The organism is Pseudomonas sp. FW215-R2 (assembly GCF_058789255.1).
Genome location: NZ_JBYTBO010000010.1, coordinates 232,881 through 247,829 on the forward strand (window position 1 = coordinate 232,881; position 14,949 = coordinate 247,829).

Consider the following 14,949-nt stretch of genomic DNA (forward strand, 5'->3'; position numbering starts at 1 on the left):
ACTTTAAAACAAACAATTCCCGACCATTGCCGTAGGTTTAAATAACTAAAAAATCCCGGACATAAATCTAAAGTTCGCGAGTGCGCTTCAAATCAAGTACAGCATCCGGCCGCCACGAAGAGCGTGGTTTAAAGACGTTTGACTGAAATTCTGGAAATTAGAAGCGCCCGGCCCGCCGCCTGAAACGCGAGATGAAAATGAACGAATGCTCGGTAGCCCGCCGGGCCAAGGGCAAAATGCGCACGTTCGACGTCGAGAAATGCCGAGTGCACATTACGTTGTTGGATGTTTTGAAGATGGGCGCCGCGTCAACGGGCAAACGCTTGGCAGCCACCACGCGGGGCGTGTCGCAAGCGAGCCGGACAGGCACAGATAACGGGCGTGCCGCCCCCTTGGAATTCGAGTACAAGGTTTCAAATCCTTATGAAAACTTAACTTCAAGCGGGCTTTCCTGCCCACCCTGTCGAATGAGACCTGATACTTGCAGCGGCGCCTTGCCAGGCGGCCAGCACAACACAGGTGTGTGGTCGCAACCGCCTCGCCGCAGACTTCTTGTTTGCAGTGAAACGGGATAAACAATCGTTATTTGCAAACTCCCTGCAACGATCATTTAACGACCTGCTTTTGCGGGGAAAATAGTAAGTTCGGAGGAATTGCATTGTCAATCACTGTTACGAAAGTTTCACAAACAAAATAATTTAATGAACTACCTAGTCCACACAACCACCCTGCTCTGCTTTTAAAAACCATAAAAAAGACTTCGACTGATCGAATAAGCTGCTGCTTTTATTGAGCAATACCGGCGAGTCAAGCAACCCTCTTCGCAACATTACACCCGTCATACAAGTTGCATGACCGGATAAAACTCTCCCCCACAAACCCGAACTTTTTAGTCGCTGTTCCAGAGAAACACTCTCCAACTCTCTAAGACCAAAGTAGAACTTTACATGACCAGATATCGCCTGACGGTTCAAAGATGAACAGCATCATCAGAAACCGCCACCCACCACATCAGTTTCCCCCGCAGGTGGTGTGCCATGGGACGAGCCTTTATCCTTGCCCTCCCGTCGTACCGTGTTATGGAGTTGTGCCATGCCCCATGAAGGCAACCTGTTGCAAGCCGCTGTCGTATTTCTGTTCGCGGCAGTGCTTACCGTTCCCCTGGCCAAGCGCCTGCAACTGGGCGCGGTGCTCGGTTATCTGTTTGCCGGGGTGATCATCGGCCCGTCGGTGCTGGGCCTGATCGGCAATCCGCAAAGCGTCAGCCATATCTCCGAGCTGGGCGTGGTGTTGCTGCTGTTCATCATCGGTCTGGAGCTTTCGCCGCGACGCTTGTGGGTGATGCGCAAATCGGTGTTCGGCGTCGGTCTGGCGCAGGTGCTTTTGACCGGTTCGGTGATTGGCGTACTGGCGTTGTCGGTGTTCGGCCAGCCGTTGAACAGCGCGATTGTTCTGGGCCTGGGTCTGGCCCTGTCGTCCACCGCGTTCGGTCTGCAAAGCCTCGCCGAGCGCAAGGAACTGACCAGCCCCCACGGTCGTCTGGCGTTTGCAATTTTGCTGTTCCAGGACATCGCCGCGATCCCGCTGATCGCCCTGGTGCCGATGCTCGCGGGCGTCGATCACCACACCAGCACTGCCGACGATGTGCGCCACAGTTTGCAGGTCTTGGGCAGCATCGCCGTGGTGGTGATTGGCGGGCGATATCTGTTGCGTCCGGTGTTCCGCGTGGTGGCGAAAACCGGTCTGCCGGAGGTGTCTACCGCCACCGCGTTGCTGGTGGTCATCGGCACCGCGTGGCTGATGGACATGGTCGGTGTGTCGATGGCGCTGGGCGCGTTTCTCGCCGGATTGCTGCTGGCGGACTCGGAATATCGTCATGAGCTGGAAGCGCAGATCGAGCCGTTCAAAGGCCTGCTGCTGGGGCTGTTCTTCATCAGCGTCGGCATGGGCGCCAACCTCAGTCTGCTGCTGAGCGCACCGATCACGGTGCTGGGGCTGACGCTGTTGCTGATTGCGCTGAAGTTGCCACTGTTGTTTGTGGTCGGGCGTCTGGCCGGTGGGTTGAACAAGGTCAGTGCGATTCGCCTGGGCATCGTGCTGGCGGCGGGTGGTGAATTTGCATTCGTGGTGTTCAAGATCGGTCGCGATCAAGGTCTGTTCGAGCCGCGTCTGTACGACCTGCTGGTGCTGACCATCACCCTGTCGATGGCCGTCACGCCGTTGCTGCTATTGATTTGCGCACGGCTGGTCAGCCCGAAGGTGCAGCCAGTGGAAGTGCCGGAGAAATTCCGCCAGATCGACACCGAAACTCCACGGGTGGTCATCGCCGGCATGGGCCGGATGGGCCAGATCGTGGCGCGGATCCTGCGGGCGCAGAACATCAAGTTCGTGGCGCTGGACACCTCGGTGGAAACCATCGAACTGTCGCGCAGTTTCGGCGGCGTGCCGGTGTTCTACGGTGACCCGATGCGTCCGGAAATCCTCAGCGCGGCCAAGGTCGGTGAAGCGGAATATTTCGTGATTGCCACGGACGATCCGGAGACCAACATCAAGACCGCCGAGATCGTGCGCAAGCTCTACCCGCACATGAAGATCATCGCCCGGGCGCGTAACCGGCAGCACGTTCATCGTTTGGTGGATGTCGGCGCCGACCCGATCCGGGAGACCTATTACTCCAGCCTGGAAATGAGCCGTCGCACCTTGGTCGGCCTCGGCTTGACCCAGGCCCAGGCCGATGCGCGGATCAAGCGCTTCAAGCACCACGACGAACAGGTACTGGAGGCCCAACACGCGGTGTACGACGACGCGGCCAAAGTGCTGCAGACCGCACAGGAAGCGCGGGCGGAACTGGCCAGACTGTTCGAGTCGGATCAACTGGAAGAACAATCGGGCAAGTCCTGACCTGACCCTGATCGTTCCCACGCTCTGCGTGGGAATGCAGCCCGGGACGCTCCGCGTCCCTCCCGGAGCTGGAACGCGGAGCGTCCCTTGAGGCATTCCCACGCGGAGCGTGGGAACGATCTCGTGGGAGCCAGCAGGCTCAGGCTATCTCCAGCTCCCTCTCTTCCTTGGCCGACGCCACTTCAAACCGATCCGCCAGAAACGGCGTGATGTCCAGCGGCAGCGGCTCATCGTTGACCAGCTTATCCAGCAACACCCCGGTAATCGCCGACGTCAGCACGCCGGTGCGGAAATGCCCGCAGGCGTTCAGGTAGCCGTCCACCCCGGCCATGGGCCCGAGAATCGGCAACTCATCCGGCGAGCCCGGCCGCAGCCCGGCCCAGGTGCGCTTGAGGTTGATGTCCGCCAGTTCCGGCAGACAACGCACCGCTCCCTGCACCAGCCCGGCGATTTCCGGCCAGGTGGTGGTGACGTCGAAGCCTTTGTCCTCGGTGGTGCTGCCGATCAGGATCTCGCCGTTGTCCTTCTGCGCCATGTAGCAATCGCTGGTGGTCAGGCAACCGTTGAGGATTTTCGGCAGGCGTTCGGTCAACAAAATCTGCCCTTTCACCGGTTTCACCGGAATGCGCACGCCAGTGGCCCACTCGCTGAGATCTGCCGCCCACGCACCGGCGGCGTTGATCAGGGTCTTGCAGTGAAATACCCCGGCTTCGGCCGTTTGCACGCCGGTCACCCGCGTACCGTGATGCAGAACGCCGGTGATGTTGGTGTTGACGTACATGTCCACGCCATTCTGCCGGGCGCCTTCGGCATAGGCGTCGGCGAGGCGGAACGGGCTGACCTGGTGATCGCAGAGAAACTCCAGCGCACCGCGCGCTTCATGACTGACGCTCGGCTCGGACTCGCGCAATGCCGCCTGATCGAGCCAGCGCACCTGATCGGCCAGGTGCGGAATGCAGCCGACGATGTGCTCGGCGTACAACCGGTCTTCATCGTCATAAATGACGAACTTGAGCCCGGTCTTTTCGAACTTGAAATCCATCCCGTGGTTGTCTTTCAGCTCACGGTGCAGCGCCGGGTACAGCGCGTTGGACTGCAAGGCGAAGTCGAAGAACGACGGCGGCAGGATGTGCGGCGTGCTGGAATCCACCGCCACCGCCGCGCCTTGGGTTTCGCGCTTGCGGTTGGCCGACATCATGCGGAAGAAAATCACCCCGCAGCCCAGTCCCACCGACTCACCGATGGCCCACAAGCCGCCGGCCGAGGCGCGGGTCGCGTTGCCCGGGCGCTTGGCGTCGATCATCGCGACCTTGAGATTTTTGCGCTTGGACAACTGATAGGCGATGGACGCGCCGATCACACCGCCGCCGGCGATGACCACGTCATAGAACTTACTCATGGGAAACGGCCTCCGTGCCGAGGGACTGGAACGCGGAAAAAGGAATCGGATCGACCGGGAAACGCGGCCGCAGCCAGCCGACATCCTTGCGCCCGGTGGCCTGACGCAAACGGTCGCTGCAATAGCCGACGCACATCCGCCCCTGACAGTCGCCCATGCTCACGCGGGTGCGCATTTTCAGGCTGGCGATGTCTTGCACGCCCTGCTCCAGCGCCCGGTCGATGTCGGCGCGAGTCGCGTGTTCACAGCGGCAGATCACCGTGTCTGCCGCCGGCAATGCGATTTGCCCGACGCCGCGTTCGGTGTAGCGATCCACCGCCGCGCGGAAACGCACGATGGCTTTGAGTTTGCTCAGATAGCGGTCGCGACGGACCCGCGCCAGTTCCTCTTCCAGCACACCGCGTTGCAGCAGGATCGAAGTGGCGGCGATCTTGCCGGCCAGCATCGCCGCTTCACCGCCGCGAATCCCGCCCATGTCACCGGCCAGATGCACGTGGGGCTCGCTGCTTTGCTGCCAGATGTTGGCGTTGGCGCGCAGGTAACCGTCGTCGCTGAAGCCGTGATCCAGGCCCATTTGCTGGCTCAACTGGGTACGCGGAATGAAGCCGTAACCGACCGCAAGCGTCTTCGCTTCGAAGCGTTCGACGCGGCTCATGTCCGGTTCCCACGTCGCCGAGTACGGTGCCACGCTGACGCTTTTCAATTCGCCTTCGCCGTGTGCCTCGACCACGCCCCAGCCGTAGTTCATCGGGATGCCGTGCAGTTTCAGGTAGGCGAGCATGCTCAAGCCATCAAGGAACAGTTGCGGCTTGTTCAGAAGCGCCAGGCTTTCCTTGGCAATCTTGCCGAACGCGCAGGCCTCGTAGACACCGGCAACACTCACGCCTGACGCGTGCAACTGGGTCGCCACCAGCGGCAACAGCGGCCCGGTGCCGGCGATCACCACTGGGCCCTGCGGTTTGACCACGCCACTCTTGATCTGCAATTGCAGGCCGCCGAGCATGATCACGCCCGGCAACGTCCAGCCGGGAAACGGCACGCTGCGCTCATGGCAACCGGCGGCCAGCAGCAGTTGCGGATAGCTGATTTCGTGCAGACGCTCATCGCCATCGAGCACGACTAGCGAGCGGGTGCCTTCGGCGCCGACCACACGGTGATGCAGGCGCACATCGATCAGCCCGGCCTGCTCCTGAAAGTCGCCGTGCAATTTGCTCAGTGCTTCGGAATAGCGCGGCCCCAGGTAATCCAGTTGCACGCCGTCACGCAGCGGCCCGCGATAGACCACACCACCCAGGCGCGACGCCTCCTCAAGCAATGTGCTGCGCACACCATGGCGCGCCAGTTCGATGGCCGCCGCCATCCCCGCCGGCCCACCGCCGACGATGACCGGATGCTGGCTCATAGCGCCTCCTGACCGTGAATGCGGTTAGCCTGGGTTTCGATGTGCATGCCGTCACGCACCACGGTCTGGCAGGCACGGCGTTTGTGCCGGCCGTTGATTTTCACCAGGCAGCACTGACACACGCCCATCCCGCAATAGGCGCCACTGATCTGGTTGTGATCGTTGCGCGCGACCTGGCGCACGCCGAGAGACTGAATGACGCTGAGCACAGTTTCGCCGATGGCGGCGGTGACCGGTTGGCCGTTGATGTGGACAGTCATATCCGCCTGCGCCAAGGGCTGGATATCGAAGGTTCTTTCTAGGCAGTGCATTGCGATGATCATCCGTGAAAAGTTCAGGTGAGGTTGAAACAGCTCCTTGCTGCACTACACCTTGCCGACACGTGGGGGTTATCTCTCTCTATCGGGCCGGCAGGTTGGTTCCGCTCGCGCAGCAACGTGCGCGCAAGCAATGTAGTCGATCCAGCGGCAAGGGCCTGGAAAATTCACGGTAGGGGATATCGCGCAGAAGAATATTGATCCAGGCCATGGAAATGACTGTACGGTTCTGCCGCCGATCAGTTGGAAAACACGAACTGCCCTTTGATCTTTTTCGAACCGATGAAACCGAGGTCAGGGAACAACTTGGTTTTCAGCCACACGACAAAATAGACCATGGCCAATGTGAGGCCGACGCCGATCAGGGTGGAGATCGGGTCTTCGGCGTAGTCCTTGAACAGGCGTGAAACCTGGCTGAGCGTAAGGATCACGAAGACGGTGTAGGTCTGAGCGGAGTATTTGTAGAAACCCCAGGCAAACAGCAGCGGGATACCACCGCCGATCAGCATGAGCGTCAGGGCCAATCCGATGCCTGAGTCCCAGCCCAGGACAAATCCGGCGAGCGCGCCGAGCAATGCCTGAATGCAGGTCAGCACGATCAGGATCGTGACCTTGCGTGCATACTGGCGGCGCAGCGCCGGGTCAATGCGTGAACCAATCCAGTAAGCCAGCACCCGATCCTTGACCGCCCCGCCCGAAAACGCCTTGAAGGTTTCGGTCTTCGAGCGCCCGGCGTCCAGCATCTCATCCAGCTGCCGTTTGATTTCCTTCTTGTCCAACGTCTTCATCCTTAAACAGAAATTGAAGCGGCCGATCCGCTTGCCGCGTCGATTCTGGCTGCTGGCCCTTTAGAAAGCAAAAAGCCGTTTCCACCCGAAGGTGGAAGCGGCCGAGGCACAAGCCCCAGAGGGATCAGTGCACAAACAAAGCGATCAGAATGATGATCGGGATTGGCACGCCGAGGAAAAACAGCAGTAGTGAGCGCATGGTGATTCTCCTTGTTAACGGACCGGAGGCAGTGTGGCCGTGGTGTAGGTTTCGACTTCAACGTACTCGACCGCATCCCGGCGGCGACCGCCGAAGGTGGCCGACAGACTGGCGAAGAACGCACCGGCCAGCAGCGCGATGAACATCCACAGCGAAGTCCAGGCAGCGACTTTGGCGGCGGTGTCAGCGGCTTGCTGTGCTTTGACCTTGGCGTCGGCAATGGCTTTTTGCGTACGGGCGTAGATTTCATCGACGCGACGTTCGGCGTCGGCCTGGGTCAGATTGGTCCGTTGCGCGACCAGTTGTGCAAGGTAGGTACGATCCTCGGGGCTGAGCTGACCATTGGCCAGGCTCTGGGCGAAGATCCGGGTCACGGTGCCGCGAGCGGCGTCATCGCTGACAGCGGCAGGACGGTCATCGCGGAACAGGCTGTCGACGAAGTAGCCGTACTGGTTGCTGTCGGTGTTCGCCGCTGCAGTCCCGGCCGCCTGAGTCATGGCACTGGCCGCACCACCGGCGACACTCGCACCGGCCTGCACACCACCGCTGACGATGCTGCTGACCGAGCCGACCACCAGCGTCGCAGTAACCAGCGTGGCCACGCACCAGGCAAGGAAGCCATGGGCGGTGTCGCGGAAATACACCTCGTCACCGTGCATGTTCGCCCACTTCACCCGCAGGCGACCGGCGATGTAGCCACCCAGGCCGGAAGCGATGATTTGCGTCGCCGCCAGCCAGACGATTGTCGAAATGCCCAGGCCCTTGGCGCTGACGCCCTCCCCGGCCCACGGTGAAACAGCGGAGAAGCCCAGACCGAAACCAAGCAGTACCAGAATCAACGACAGTGCCGCAGCGGCCGCGGCCCCGGCGAAGATCGCGCCCCAGGACACCCCTGAGACGTTGCTCGACTCGCCTTCGAAGGCAGGATAAAACCCATCAGAGGATCTATTCATTGTTGTTCTGCTCCCGGCATGAAAAATGGTGTTACAACTCGTCAGCAGATGAATTGCAGTGACCGTGCCAGTCGCCAACATTAAATAAATCGTTTGAATTCATTCACTTAAAAAGACTGAACTTCCAAGAACCATGCAATTTGCAACAACGGTTCGATAGCAGCGGGTTTTATGCATTGGCACAAAACCGCTTACTTGCGTTTGTAGCTCTTCTTGCCGCTGGGCGTCAGGCAATACACGCCGCCGCGTGGCCCGGTGCAGAACGAACCGGTGCCACAATCACAGCCGTCATTGGTTTGCAGAAACTGCTGCGGCCGCGCCTGTTCACGGATGCCGAACATCGCAGCGCAACTCTTTTTCGAGCCGCTGATGGAGCCGTCATTACATAGAAACAGATCGCCATCGCAGCGATCGATGCCACCCTTCTTCCCGGAACACGGGGTATTGGCGGCCAATGCCGAAGCACTTAGCAGCGCCAGAAGCATCCCGGCCATCGGCATCCAGCCACCGCGAATCAACTTGCCCACGGAATCTCTCCCTCGAAAATATGGCCAGATGATATCAATGTTTCGGGAAATAAATCGGCAACCACGGTGGGTCATTTGCGTTTGTATCAACTACAACATGAAAGTTAATTTAAAGCGTTATTGCAAAATCTTGGCAAAATGCTGCCATTCCGTTTGAACCGATCAGCAGGCCCACCATGACTCGCATCTTGACCATCGAAGACGACGCCGTGACCGCCCGGGAAATCGTCGCCGAACTCAGCAGCCACGGGCTCGACGTGGATTGGGTCGACAACGGCCGCGAAGGCCTGGACCGCGCCGTCAGCGGCAACTACGACCTGATCACCCTCGACCGCATGCTGCCCGAACTCGATGGTCTGGCCATCGTCACCACCCTGCGCACCATGGGTGTGTCCACGCCGATCCTGATGATCAGCGCGTTGTCCGACGTCGATGAGCGCGTGCGCGGCCTGCGCGCCGGCGGTGACGATTACCTGACCAAACCGTTCGCCACCGACGAAATGGCGGCCCGGGTCGAAGTGTTGCTGCGCCGGCAGCACAATGGCGGCACCCAGCCGACCACCCTGCGCGTAGCGGACCTTGAGCTCGACCTGATCAGCCATGAAGCCAGCCGCGCCGAGCAGGTGCTGACGCTGTTGCCCACCGAATACAAGTTGCTGGAATTCCTGATGCGCAACAGCGGCCAGATCCTGTCGCGGATGATGATTTTCGAGGAAGTCTGGGGTTATCACTTCGACCCGGGGACCAACCTGATCGACGTCCACATCGGTCGCCTGCGCAAGAAGATCGACCCGCCGGGCAATGTCCCGCTGATCCGTACGGTGCGAGGCTCGGGTTATGTCATTGCCGAACCCGTCTGACGGTTGGCGTTCCTCCAGCAGCCGGTTGCTGGCGCTTTACAGTTCGTTGTTCGTGGCCTGGAGCGGGATCCTCATGGGGGTCATGTATTTCGAGGTCTCCGGTTACCTCGACAGCCTGGCCAAACATTCGCTGATGCAGCGTCAGCATCTGTTCTCGCACTTTCGCGGCGAGCAGCTCGAGGATGCACTCGCCGCCAGCATGACGTTCGATATCCGCGGCATCGATGCCTACGGCCTGTTTGCCGCCGACCACACCTACCTCGGCGGGGCTTTGCAGCAAATGCCTGCGGGCCTGCCGCTGGACGGCAAGATCCACGAATTGCGCGACTGTTCCGAATCCGACGATCCGACCCTGCCCGCCGACAGTTGCGATGCGGTCGCCACCCCGACCCGCGACGGTCGCTGGCTGGTGCTGGTGCGCGACAACGGTTCGCTGTTCGCCGTGACCCGCATCATTCTGCGTGCATTGCTCTGGGGCGTTTCGCTGACAATCGTACCGGGGGTCATCGGCTGGCATTTGCTGCGGCGCCGGCCGTTGCGGCGGATCCGCGCGATTCAGGCCAGTGCCCAGTCGATTGTCGCCGGAGACCTGACTCATCGATTGCCCGTGTCCAATCGCCGCGACGAACTGGACATGCTCGCCGCCATCGTCAACGCCATGCTCGATCGCATCGAGCGTCTGATGAACGAAGTCAAAGGCGTGTGCGACAACATCGCCCACGACTTGCGCACTCCGCTGACGCGTTTGCGGGCGCAGTTGTATCGCATGCAGCAACAGGCCGGCGAAGGCTCGCCGGAAGCGGCGCAACTGGATCTGGTACTGGCTGAAGCCGATACGCTGATGGCGCGTTTTCGCGGTTTGCTGAGGATTTCCGAACTGGAAGATCGCCAGCGGCGTTCGGGATTCGTCGAGCTCGATCCGGTGCGACTGCTGCAGGAACTGCATGAGTTCTACCTGCCGCTGGCCGAGGAAGACGAACTGCGTTTCGAGCTGAACATGCCCGAAACCCTGCCGATGCTCAATGGTGACCGGGCGCTGTTGTTCGAGGCGCTGGCCAACCTGTTGAGCAACTCGATCAAGTTCACCCCGCCGGGAGGCACGGTGATTTTGCGTGGGGTGAATGATGCAGGGCATACACGGATCGAGGTGCACGACTCCGGCCCCGGCATTCCCGAGTCGGAACGGGAAGCAGTGTTCCAGCGCTTCTATCGTGCAGAGGGTGGGCAACCGCAAAGCGGTTTCGGACTGGGCCTGTCGATCGTTGCGGCGATTGTCAGCCTGCACGGGTTCAGTCTTGAGGTGGGTCGCAGCGATCTGGGCGGGGCGAAACTGGTGCTTGATTGCCGGCAGAGGCTGATTTCACAGACCTGATCGTTTGGCAGAGATAGTTCCCACGCTCTGCGTGGGAATTCCTCAAGGGACGCTCCGCGTTCCAGCTCTCGAATGGGACGCAGAGCGTCCCGGGCTGCATTCCCACGCGGAGCGTGGGAACGATCAACTCAGGCCGGGTAGTTAGCGCGCAGCGCTTCGAGGCCGCCCTGATAGATGCCGCTGAACAGCGCCACCACTTCCTCATCGCTCACGCCCTTGGCCGTGAAGCGTCCCGACCACGTCACCCGCGCGCCCTGCCCTTGGGCTTCGACGCGAATCGTCGCCAGATAATCCGTGGCCGGAAACGGTGCCTGCTCGATCGAGTAGCTGTAGGTCTTGCCCGCGTTATCGAACGTCTCCAGACGCTCGATCACCACCGCGCCGTCGGCGGTTTGCAGGGTGCGTACGCGGCCACCGTCGCTCAGCTCACTCTTGGGAATGAACGGCAGCCAGTCCGGCAGCGTGTTGAAGCCGCCGATCAGTTGCCAGACCTGATCGGCCGAGGCCGGGATGTCGATGAATGCTGATGCTGTTGCCATAAATAAACGTCTCTCTTGAGGAATTCAGATTGCCAGGCTGTCGACCACGCCGCCGTCGACGCGCAATGCCGCGCCGGTGGTGGCCGAGGACAGCGGTGAAGCGATGTAGGTCACCAGGTGCGCGACTTCTTCGACATTGGCCACGCGCTGGATGATCGAGGTCGGACGGGCCCTGCGCACAAACGCGTCGGCTTCGTCCCGCAAGCTACGGCCGGACTCGGCGGCGGCATCCTTGAGCATCTCTTCGACGCCGTCGGTGAAGGTCGGCCCCGGCAGGATTGCATTGACCGTCACCCCGGTGCCGGCCAAGCGTTTGGCCAGGCCATGGGACACCGCGAGGTTGGCGCTTTTGGTCACGCCGTAGTTGATCATGTCGGCCGGGGTGGCCACGCCGGATTCCGAAGACAGGAAGATCACCCGCCCCCAGCCCTGCTCGACCATCGCCGGCACGTAATGTCGCGACAGGCGCACGCCGGAGATCACGTTGATTTCATAGAAGCGCGTCCACTCATCGTCGGGCGCATCGAAGAAGTCCACGGCGTTGTAGATCCCGAGGTTGTTCACCAGGATGTCGGCTTTCGGTTCGGCGGCGAACAGTTTCTGCGCGCCTTCGGCCGTGCCCAGATCCGCCGTCAGACCGCGCAGTTTCGCGCCCGGAACGGCTTGCCGAATGCTCGCCAGTGCCTGCTCGACCTTGGCCGCGTCGCGACCGATCACCACCACCGTGGCGCCCGCCTCGGCCAGCGACTGGCTGATGCCCAAACCGATACCTGCCGTGCTGCCGCTGACAATCGCCAGTTTCCCGCTCAGATCGATCTTCATGCTTTCACCTCGTCGATAGGTAATGGTGCACGTTCGGACACCAGTTTCGCTTCACGCATGGCCTGCCAGAAACCGGCCGGAATGACCGCCGACAGCGCCGCTACATCTTCAGCGATGCGCCCCGGTTTGCTCGCGCCGGGAATCACTGCCGCCACGGCCGGATTGGCCAGCGAGAATTGTAGTGCAGCCGCTTTGACATCCACGCTGTGGACGGCGGCGATGCGTTTGATCTGCTCGACCTTGGCAATGATTTGCGGGCTGGCCTTCTGGTATTCGAAGTGCGCGCCACCGGCCAGGATTCCCGAGCTATATGGGCCGCCAACAACGATTTCAACGTTCTGCGCCCGCGCCGAATCCATCAGACGCTGCAAGGCGCGGTCGTGATCGAGCAAGGTGTAGCGGCCGGCCAACAGGAAGCCGTCAGGCTGCGCCTCGGTCAGGTCGAGCGTCAACTCGCACGGCTCGACTTTATTCACGCCCAGGCCCCAGCCCTTGATCACGCCTTCTTCACGCAGGCGGGTCAGGACTTTGAAGGCCCCGGTGCGGGCCTGATTGAAATACTCCAGCCATTGGTCGCCGTAGAAGTCCTGAGCGATGTCGTGCACCCAGACGATGTCGAGGCGATCGGTTTTCAGGCGTTCGAGGCTGTCTTCAATCGAGCGCAGGGTGGCGTCGGCGCTGTAGTCGTTGACGATCCTGTTCGGGCGACCGTGTTCGAATACCCCGCTCTTTTCGCCCAGATCCCGGGCGGCGGCGTCTTCGACTTCATCGAGAATGACCCGGCCGACCTTGGTGCTGAGCACATAGTCATCGCGCTTGTAGCGGGACAGTGCTTCGCCGAGGCGGATTTCCGACAGGCCCGAGCCGTAGAACGGCGCGGTGTCGAAGTAACGCACGCCGGCATCCCACGCCGCATGCACGGTGGCCTGGGCTTCTTCCTCGGGAATGGCGCGGAACATGTTGCCCAGTGGCGCGGTGCCGAAGCCCAGTTGGCCGGGCAGTTTGTCTTTCAAGCTCATGGGGATTTCCTCGTAGTGTCTGGGTCGTGGTTGACCGTTGAGCAGATCCTAGATTGCGACACTCAGACCGTCCAAGACATAATGCGCAGCACTTGAGTCCCTATAGGTCTGACATGATCGATTTCCGCCAATTGCGCTACTTCGTGGTCGTCGCCGAGGAAGAGCACGTCGGCCGCGCGGCCGAGCGCCTGCACATTTCCCAGTCGCCCCTGAGCCGGCAGATCGCCCAGCTCGAAGAGCGCCTGGGCCTGACCCTGTTCGAACGCAGCCAGCAACGCATCCGCCTGACCCGCGACGGCCATACGTTCCTTGCCGAAACCCGCGCCTTGCTGACCCACGCCAATCGCCTGGAATCCCTCGGCAAACGCCTGGGCCGTGGAGAAGAAGGTGGCTTGTGCATCGGCTACATCGAGAACGCCATGCACGCGGGCGTATTGCCCAATGCCTTGCGCGTGTTGCGGGCAGATCGGCCGAACGTGCATGTCGCGCTGTACAACCTCAGCTCCGCCGAACAACTCGAAGGCCTGCGTCAGCGTAGCCTCGATATCGCACTGGTCAGCGAACCGCCGACGACCGACGATCCTGACTTGCTGGGCTTCCAGGTGCTGGACGATCCGATGCTGCTGGCGCTGCCGGAGCAGCATCCATTGGCCGCACAGGCATCGCTGAGCCCGGAGGATCTGGCCACTCAGGAGTGGATCGGCGTACAACCCCGTCAGGACGCGGGCGACGATTTTGTGAGTGCCTGCCTGCGCGCCGGCTTCACCCCGGATGTACGGATGCAGGCGACCGAGCCGTTCACCGCGCTGGGGCTGGTTGCTTCGGGGCTGGGGATTGCAATGATCCAGAAAGGCCTGAGCCACAACGCCCCGCCGGGTGTGGTGTTGCGGGAGGTGCCGTGGCTGGCATTTACCACGCCGCTGTGGGCGGCTTGGCACAGGATTAATTTGCGGCCGTTGGTGGAGACGTTTCGGGAGGTTTTGACTGGATCCGATATCGCCGAGCCCTCACCCTAACCCTCCCGAAACGTCGGACCGCCCGAAGGGAGAGGGGACCGATCGGGGGATATTCGAGAAGTACACCGACGTGGTCGATTGGTGGTGAATCTGTAATGGACTCAACCCATCCAGTTCTTGGACTCAATCAGCAGACTGGCGATGGCGGCACTGGCTGTTGGTCTGGTCTACAGTGAATCTTCCATCCCACTTCACAAGGACGTGAAGCATGCAAAATCGCCCTACCCTCGACCAACGCCGATTCGCCCGCCGGTTGCGCGCCAGCCAGACCGATTGCGAGCAGATGCTTTGGCAAAGGCTGCGTGCGCGGCAGGTGGCGGGGCTGAAATTTCGGCGGCAGGTGCCGATCCCGCCGTTTGTGCTGGATTTTTATTGTGTGGAGTTGAGGTTCGCGGTGGAGCTGGATGGGGGGCAGCATTATGAAAAGGCGGGAGAGGTTCATGATCGGCGGCGGACGCTCTATCTTCAGCGGCTTGGGATTGAGGTGGTGCGGTTCAGTAATCTTGAGGTGATTCAGCAGATGGATGATGTTTTGGAGCAGATTGTCAGGATCGCGGAGGAACTTCGATTGCGACGTTGATCCGAAAGCGCCCTCACCCTAGCCCTCTCCCAGAGGGAGAGGGAACTGATTGGGGGATATTCGAGAAGTCCGCCGACGTGGGCGAACTGTTTTGAATCCATAATCGACTTGGAGTCTCAGGTCGATGCTTGGAATCCATAATCGACTCGGTTTTTCAGGTCGATGCATGACCTGAGACACTGCGGTCGGCCCCCTCTCCCTCCGGGAGAGGGCTGGGGTGAGGGGCTTTGGGGAGTTAGTAACAACATCGGAATC

General features: G+C 60.9%; 14 protein-coding genes. 5 read left to right on the forward strand and 9 right to left on the reverse strand.

What is annotated here, in order from left to right:
* Window positions 1–1,092 precede the first annotated feature (1,092 nt).
* Window positions 1,093–2,901 (forward strand): monovalent cation:proton antiporter-2 (CPA2) family protein, encoded by a 1,809-nt coding sequence (locus AC3WRD_RS16355; RefSeq protein WP_096822585.1) that lies wholly within the window; start codon window positions 1,093–1,095, stop codon window positions 2,899–2,901.
* A gap of 139 nt (window positions 2,902–3,040) precedes the next feature.
* Here the strand turns inward: AC3WRD_RS16355 and hcnC are convergent, their stop codons facing one another.
* The 6 genes from hcnC to AC3WRD_RS16385 all read right to left on the reverse strand — a co-directional run bounded on the left by hcnC (window position 3,041) and on the right by AC3WRD_RS16385 (window position 8,459).
* Entirely contained in the window at window positions 3,041–4,300 is a 1,260-nt protein-coding gene (gene hcnC, locus AC3WRD_RS16360; protein ID WP_102622011.1) for a cyanide-forming glycine dehydrogenase subunit HcnC, read from the reverse strand.
* Window positions 4,293–5,702 (reverse strand): cyanide-forming glycine dehydrogenase subunit HcnB, encoded by a 1,410-nt coding sequence (gene hcnB, locus AC3WRD_RS16365; RefSeq protein WP_102622012.1) that lies wholly within the window; start codon window positions 5,700–5,702, stop codon window positions 4,293–4,295. Before hcnB ends, hcnC begins: the two co-directional genes overlap by 8 nt.
* Window positions 5,699–6,013: a cyanide-forming glycine dehydrogenase subunit HcnA gene (hcnA, locus tag AC3WRD_RS16370; RefSeq protein WP_096822653.1), complete on the reverse strand. Its 315-nt coding sequence runs from the start codon at window positions 6,011–6,013 to the stop codon at window positions 5,699–5,701. Before hcnA ends, hcnB begins: the two co-directional genes overlap by 4 nt.
* A 245-nt stretch (window positions 6,014–6,258) precedes the next feature.
* Window positions 6,259–6,798 carry a hypothetical protein gene (locus tag AC3WRD_RS16375; protein WP_102622013.1) on the reverse strand — a complete coding sequence of 180 codons (540 nt, stop codon included), beginning with the start codon at window positions 6,796–6,798 and terminating at the stop codon, window positions 6,259–6,261.
* 222 nt (window positions 6,799–7,020) lie between these two features.
* Window positions 7,021–7,959 (reverse strand): hypothetical protein, encoded by a 939-nt coding sequence (locus AC3WRD_RS16380; protein WP_102622014.1) that lies wholly within the window; start codon window positions 7,957–7,959, stop codon window positions 7,021–7,023.
* A gap of 191 nt (window positions 7,960–8,150) precedes the next feature.
* Window positions 8,151–8,459, reverse strand: coding sequence for a YdcA family protein (locus AC3WRD_RS16385; protein WP_219737177.1), 309 nt, complete (start codon window positions 8,457–8,459; stop codon window positions 8,151–8,153).
* A gap of 203 nt (window positions 8,460–8,662) precedes the next feature.
* Between AC3WRD_RS16385 and AC3WRD_RS16390 the strand changes: the two genes are divergently transcribed.
* Both AC3WRD_RS16390 and AC3WRD_RS16395 read left to right on the forward strand, forming a co-directional pair.
* Entirely contained in the window at window positions 8,663–9,346 is a 684-nt protein-coding gene (locus AC3WRD_RS16390) for a response regulator transcription factor (protein WP_096822590.1), read from the forward strand.
* Window positions 9,324–10,718: a sensor histidine kinase gene (locus tag AC3WRD_RS16395; RefSeq protein WP_096822591.1), complete on the forward strand. Its 1,395-nt coding sequence runs from the start codon at window positions 9,324–9,326 to the stop codon at window positions 10,716–10,718. The genes AC3WRD_RS16390 and AC3WRD_RS16395 overlap by 23 nt, the downstream gene beginning before the upstream one ends.
* A 128-nt stretch (window positions 10,719–10,846) precedes the next feature.
* Here AC3WRD_RS16395 and AC3WRD_RS16400 read toward each other — a convergent pair whose 3' ends face one another.
* From AC3WRD_RS16400 to AC3WRD_RS16410, 3 genes are read right to left on the reverse strand one after another with little or no spacing between them, the layout of a single operon-like run.
* The gene (locus AC3WRD_RS16400) at window positions 10,847–11,257 is read right to left on the reverse strand and encodes an SRPBCC family protein (RefSeq protein ID WP_096822592.1); all 411 of its coding nucleotides are present in this window, start codon (window positions 11,255–11,257) and stop codon (window positions 10,847–10,849) included.
* Window positions 11,258–11,281: 24 nt separating this feature from the next.
* The gene (locus AC3WRD_RS16405; protein ID WP_096822593.1) at window positions 11,282–12,079 is read right to left on the reverse strand and encodes an SDR family NAD(P)-dependent oxidoreductase; all 798 of its coding nucleotides are present in this window, start codon (window positions 12,077–12,079) and stop codon (window positions 11,282–11,284) included.
* A complete protein-coding gene (locus AC3WRD_RS16410) occupies window positions 12,076–13,098 on the reverse strand; it encodes an aldo/keto reductase (RefSeq protein WP_102622016.1) in 1,023 nt (340 codons plus the stop codon). The genes AC3WRD_RS16405 and AC3WRD_RS16410 overlap by 4 nt, the downstream gene beginning before the upstream one ends.
* A 113-nt stretch (window positions 13,099–13,211) precedes the next feature.
* On the opposite strand from AC3WRD_RS16410, the gene AC3WRD_RS16415 reads away from it, so the two are divergent.
* Window positions 13,212–14,114 carry a LysR substrate-binding domain-containing protein gene (locus tag AC3WRD_RS16415; RefSeq protein WP_102622017.1) on the forward strand — a complete coding sequence of 301 codons (903 nt, stop codon included), beginning with the start codon at window positions 13,212–13,214 and terminating at the stop codon, window positions 14,112–14,114.
* Between the two features lie 208 nt (window positions 14,115–14,322).
* Window positions 14,323–14,694 (forward strand): endonuclease domain-containing protein, encoded by a 372-nt coding sequence (locus AC3WRD_RS16420; RefSeq protein ID WP_102622018.1) that lies wholly within the window; start codon window positions 14,323–14,325, stop codon window positions 14,692–14,694.
* The last annotated feature ends 255 nt before the right edge of the window (window positions 14,695–14,949 follow it).

Excerpts from the sequence above, each read along its gene's own strand:
- AC3WRD_RS16355 (WP_096822585.1), top strand. The coding sequence starts at position 1,093 with ATGCCCCATGAAGGCAACCTGTTGCAAGCCGCTGTCGTATTTCTGTTC.
- AC3WRD_RS16395 (WP_096822591.1), top strand. The coding sequence starts at position 9,324 with ATGTCATTGCCGAACCCGTCTGACGGTTGGCGTTCCTCCAGCAGCCGG.
- AC3WRD_RS16410 (WP_102622016.1), bottom strand. The coding sequence starts at position 13,098 with ATGAGCTTGAAAGACAAACTGCCCGGCCAACTGGGCTTCGGCACCGCG.
- AC3WRD_RS16380 (WP_102622014.1), bottom strand. The coding sequence starts at position 7,959 with ATGAATAGATCCTCTGATGGGTTTTATCCTGCCTTCGAAGGCGAGTCG.
- AC3WRD_RS16415 (WP_102622017.1), top strand. The coding sequence starts at position 13,212 with ATGATCGATTTCCGCCAATTGCGCTACTTCGTGGTCGTCGCCGAGGAA.
- AC3WRD_RS16390 (WP_096822590.1), top strand. The coding sequence starts at position 8,663 with ATGACTCGCATCTTGACCATCGAAGACGACGCCGTGACCGCCCGGGAA.
- hcnB (WP_102622012.1), bottom strand. The coding sequence starts at position 5,702 with ATGAGCCAGCATCCGGTCATCGTCGGCGGTGGGCCGGCGGGGATGGCG.
- AC3WRD_RS16400 (WP_096822592.1), bottom strand. The coding sequence starts at position 11,257 with ATGGCAACAGCATCAGCATTCATCGACATCCCGGCCTCGGCCGATCAG.
- AC3WRD_RS16405 (WP_096822593.1), bottom strand. The coding sequence starts at position 12,079 with ATGAAGATCGATCTGAGCGGGAAACTGGCGATTGTCAGCGGCAGCACG.
- hcnA (WP_096822653.1), bottom strand. The coding sequence starts at position 6,013 with ATGCACTGCCTAGAAAGAACCTTCGATATCCAGCCCTTGGCGCAGGCG.
- AC3WRD_RS16420 (WP_102622018.1), top strand. The coding sequence starts at position 14,323 with ATGCAAAATCGCCCTACCCTCGACCAACGCCGATTCGCCCGCCGGTTG.
- AC3WRD_RS16385 (WP_219737177.1), bottom strand. The coding sequence starts at position 8,459 with ATGCCGATGGCCGGGATGCTTCTGGCGCTGCTAAGTGCTTCGGCATTG.
- hcnC (WP_102622011.1), bottom strand. The coding sequence starts at position 4,300 with ATGAGTAAGTTCTATGACGTGGTCATCGCCGGCGGCGGTGTGATCGGC.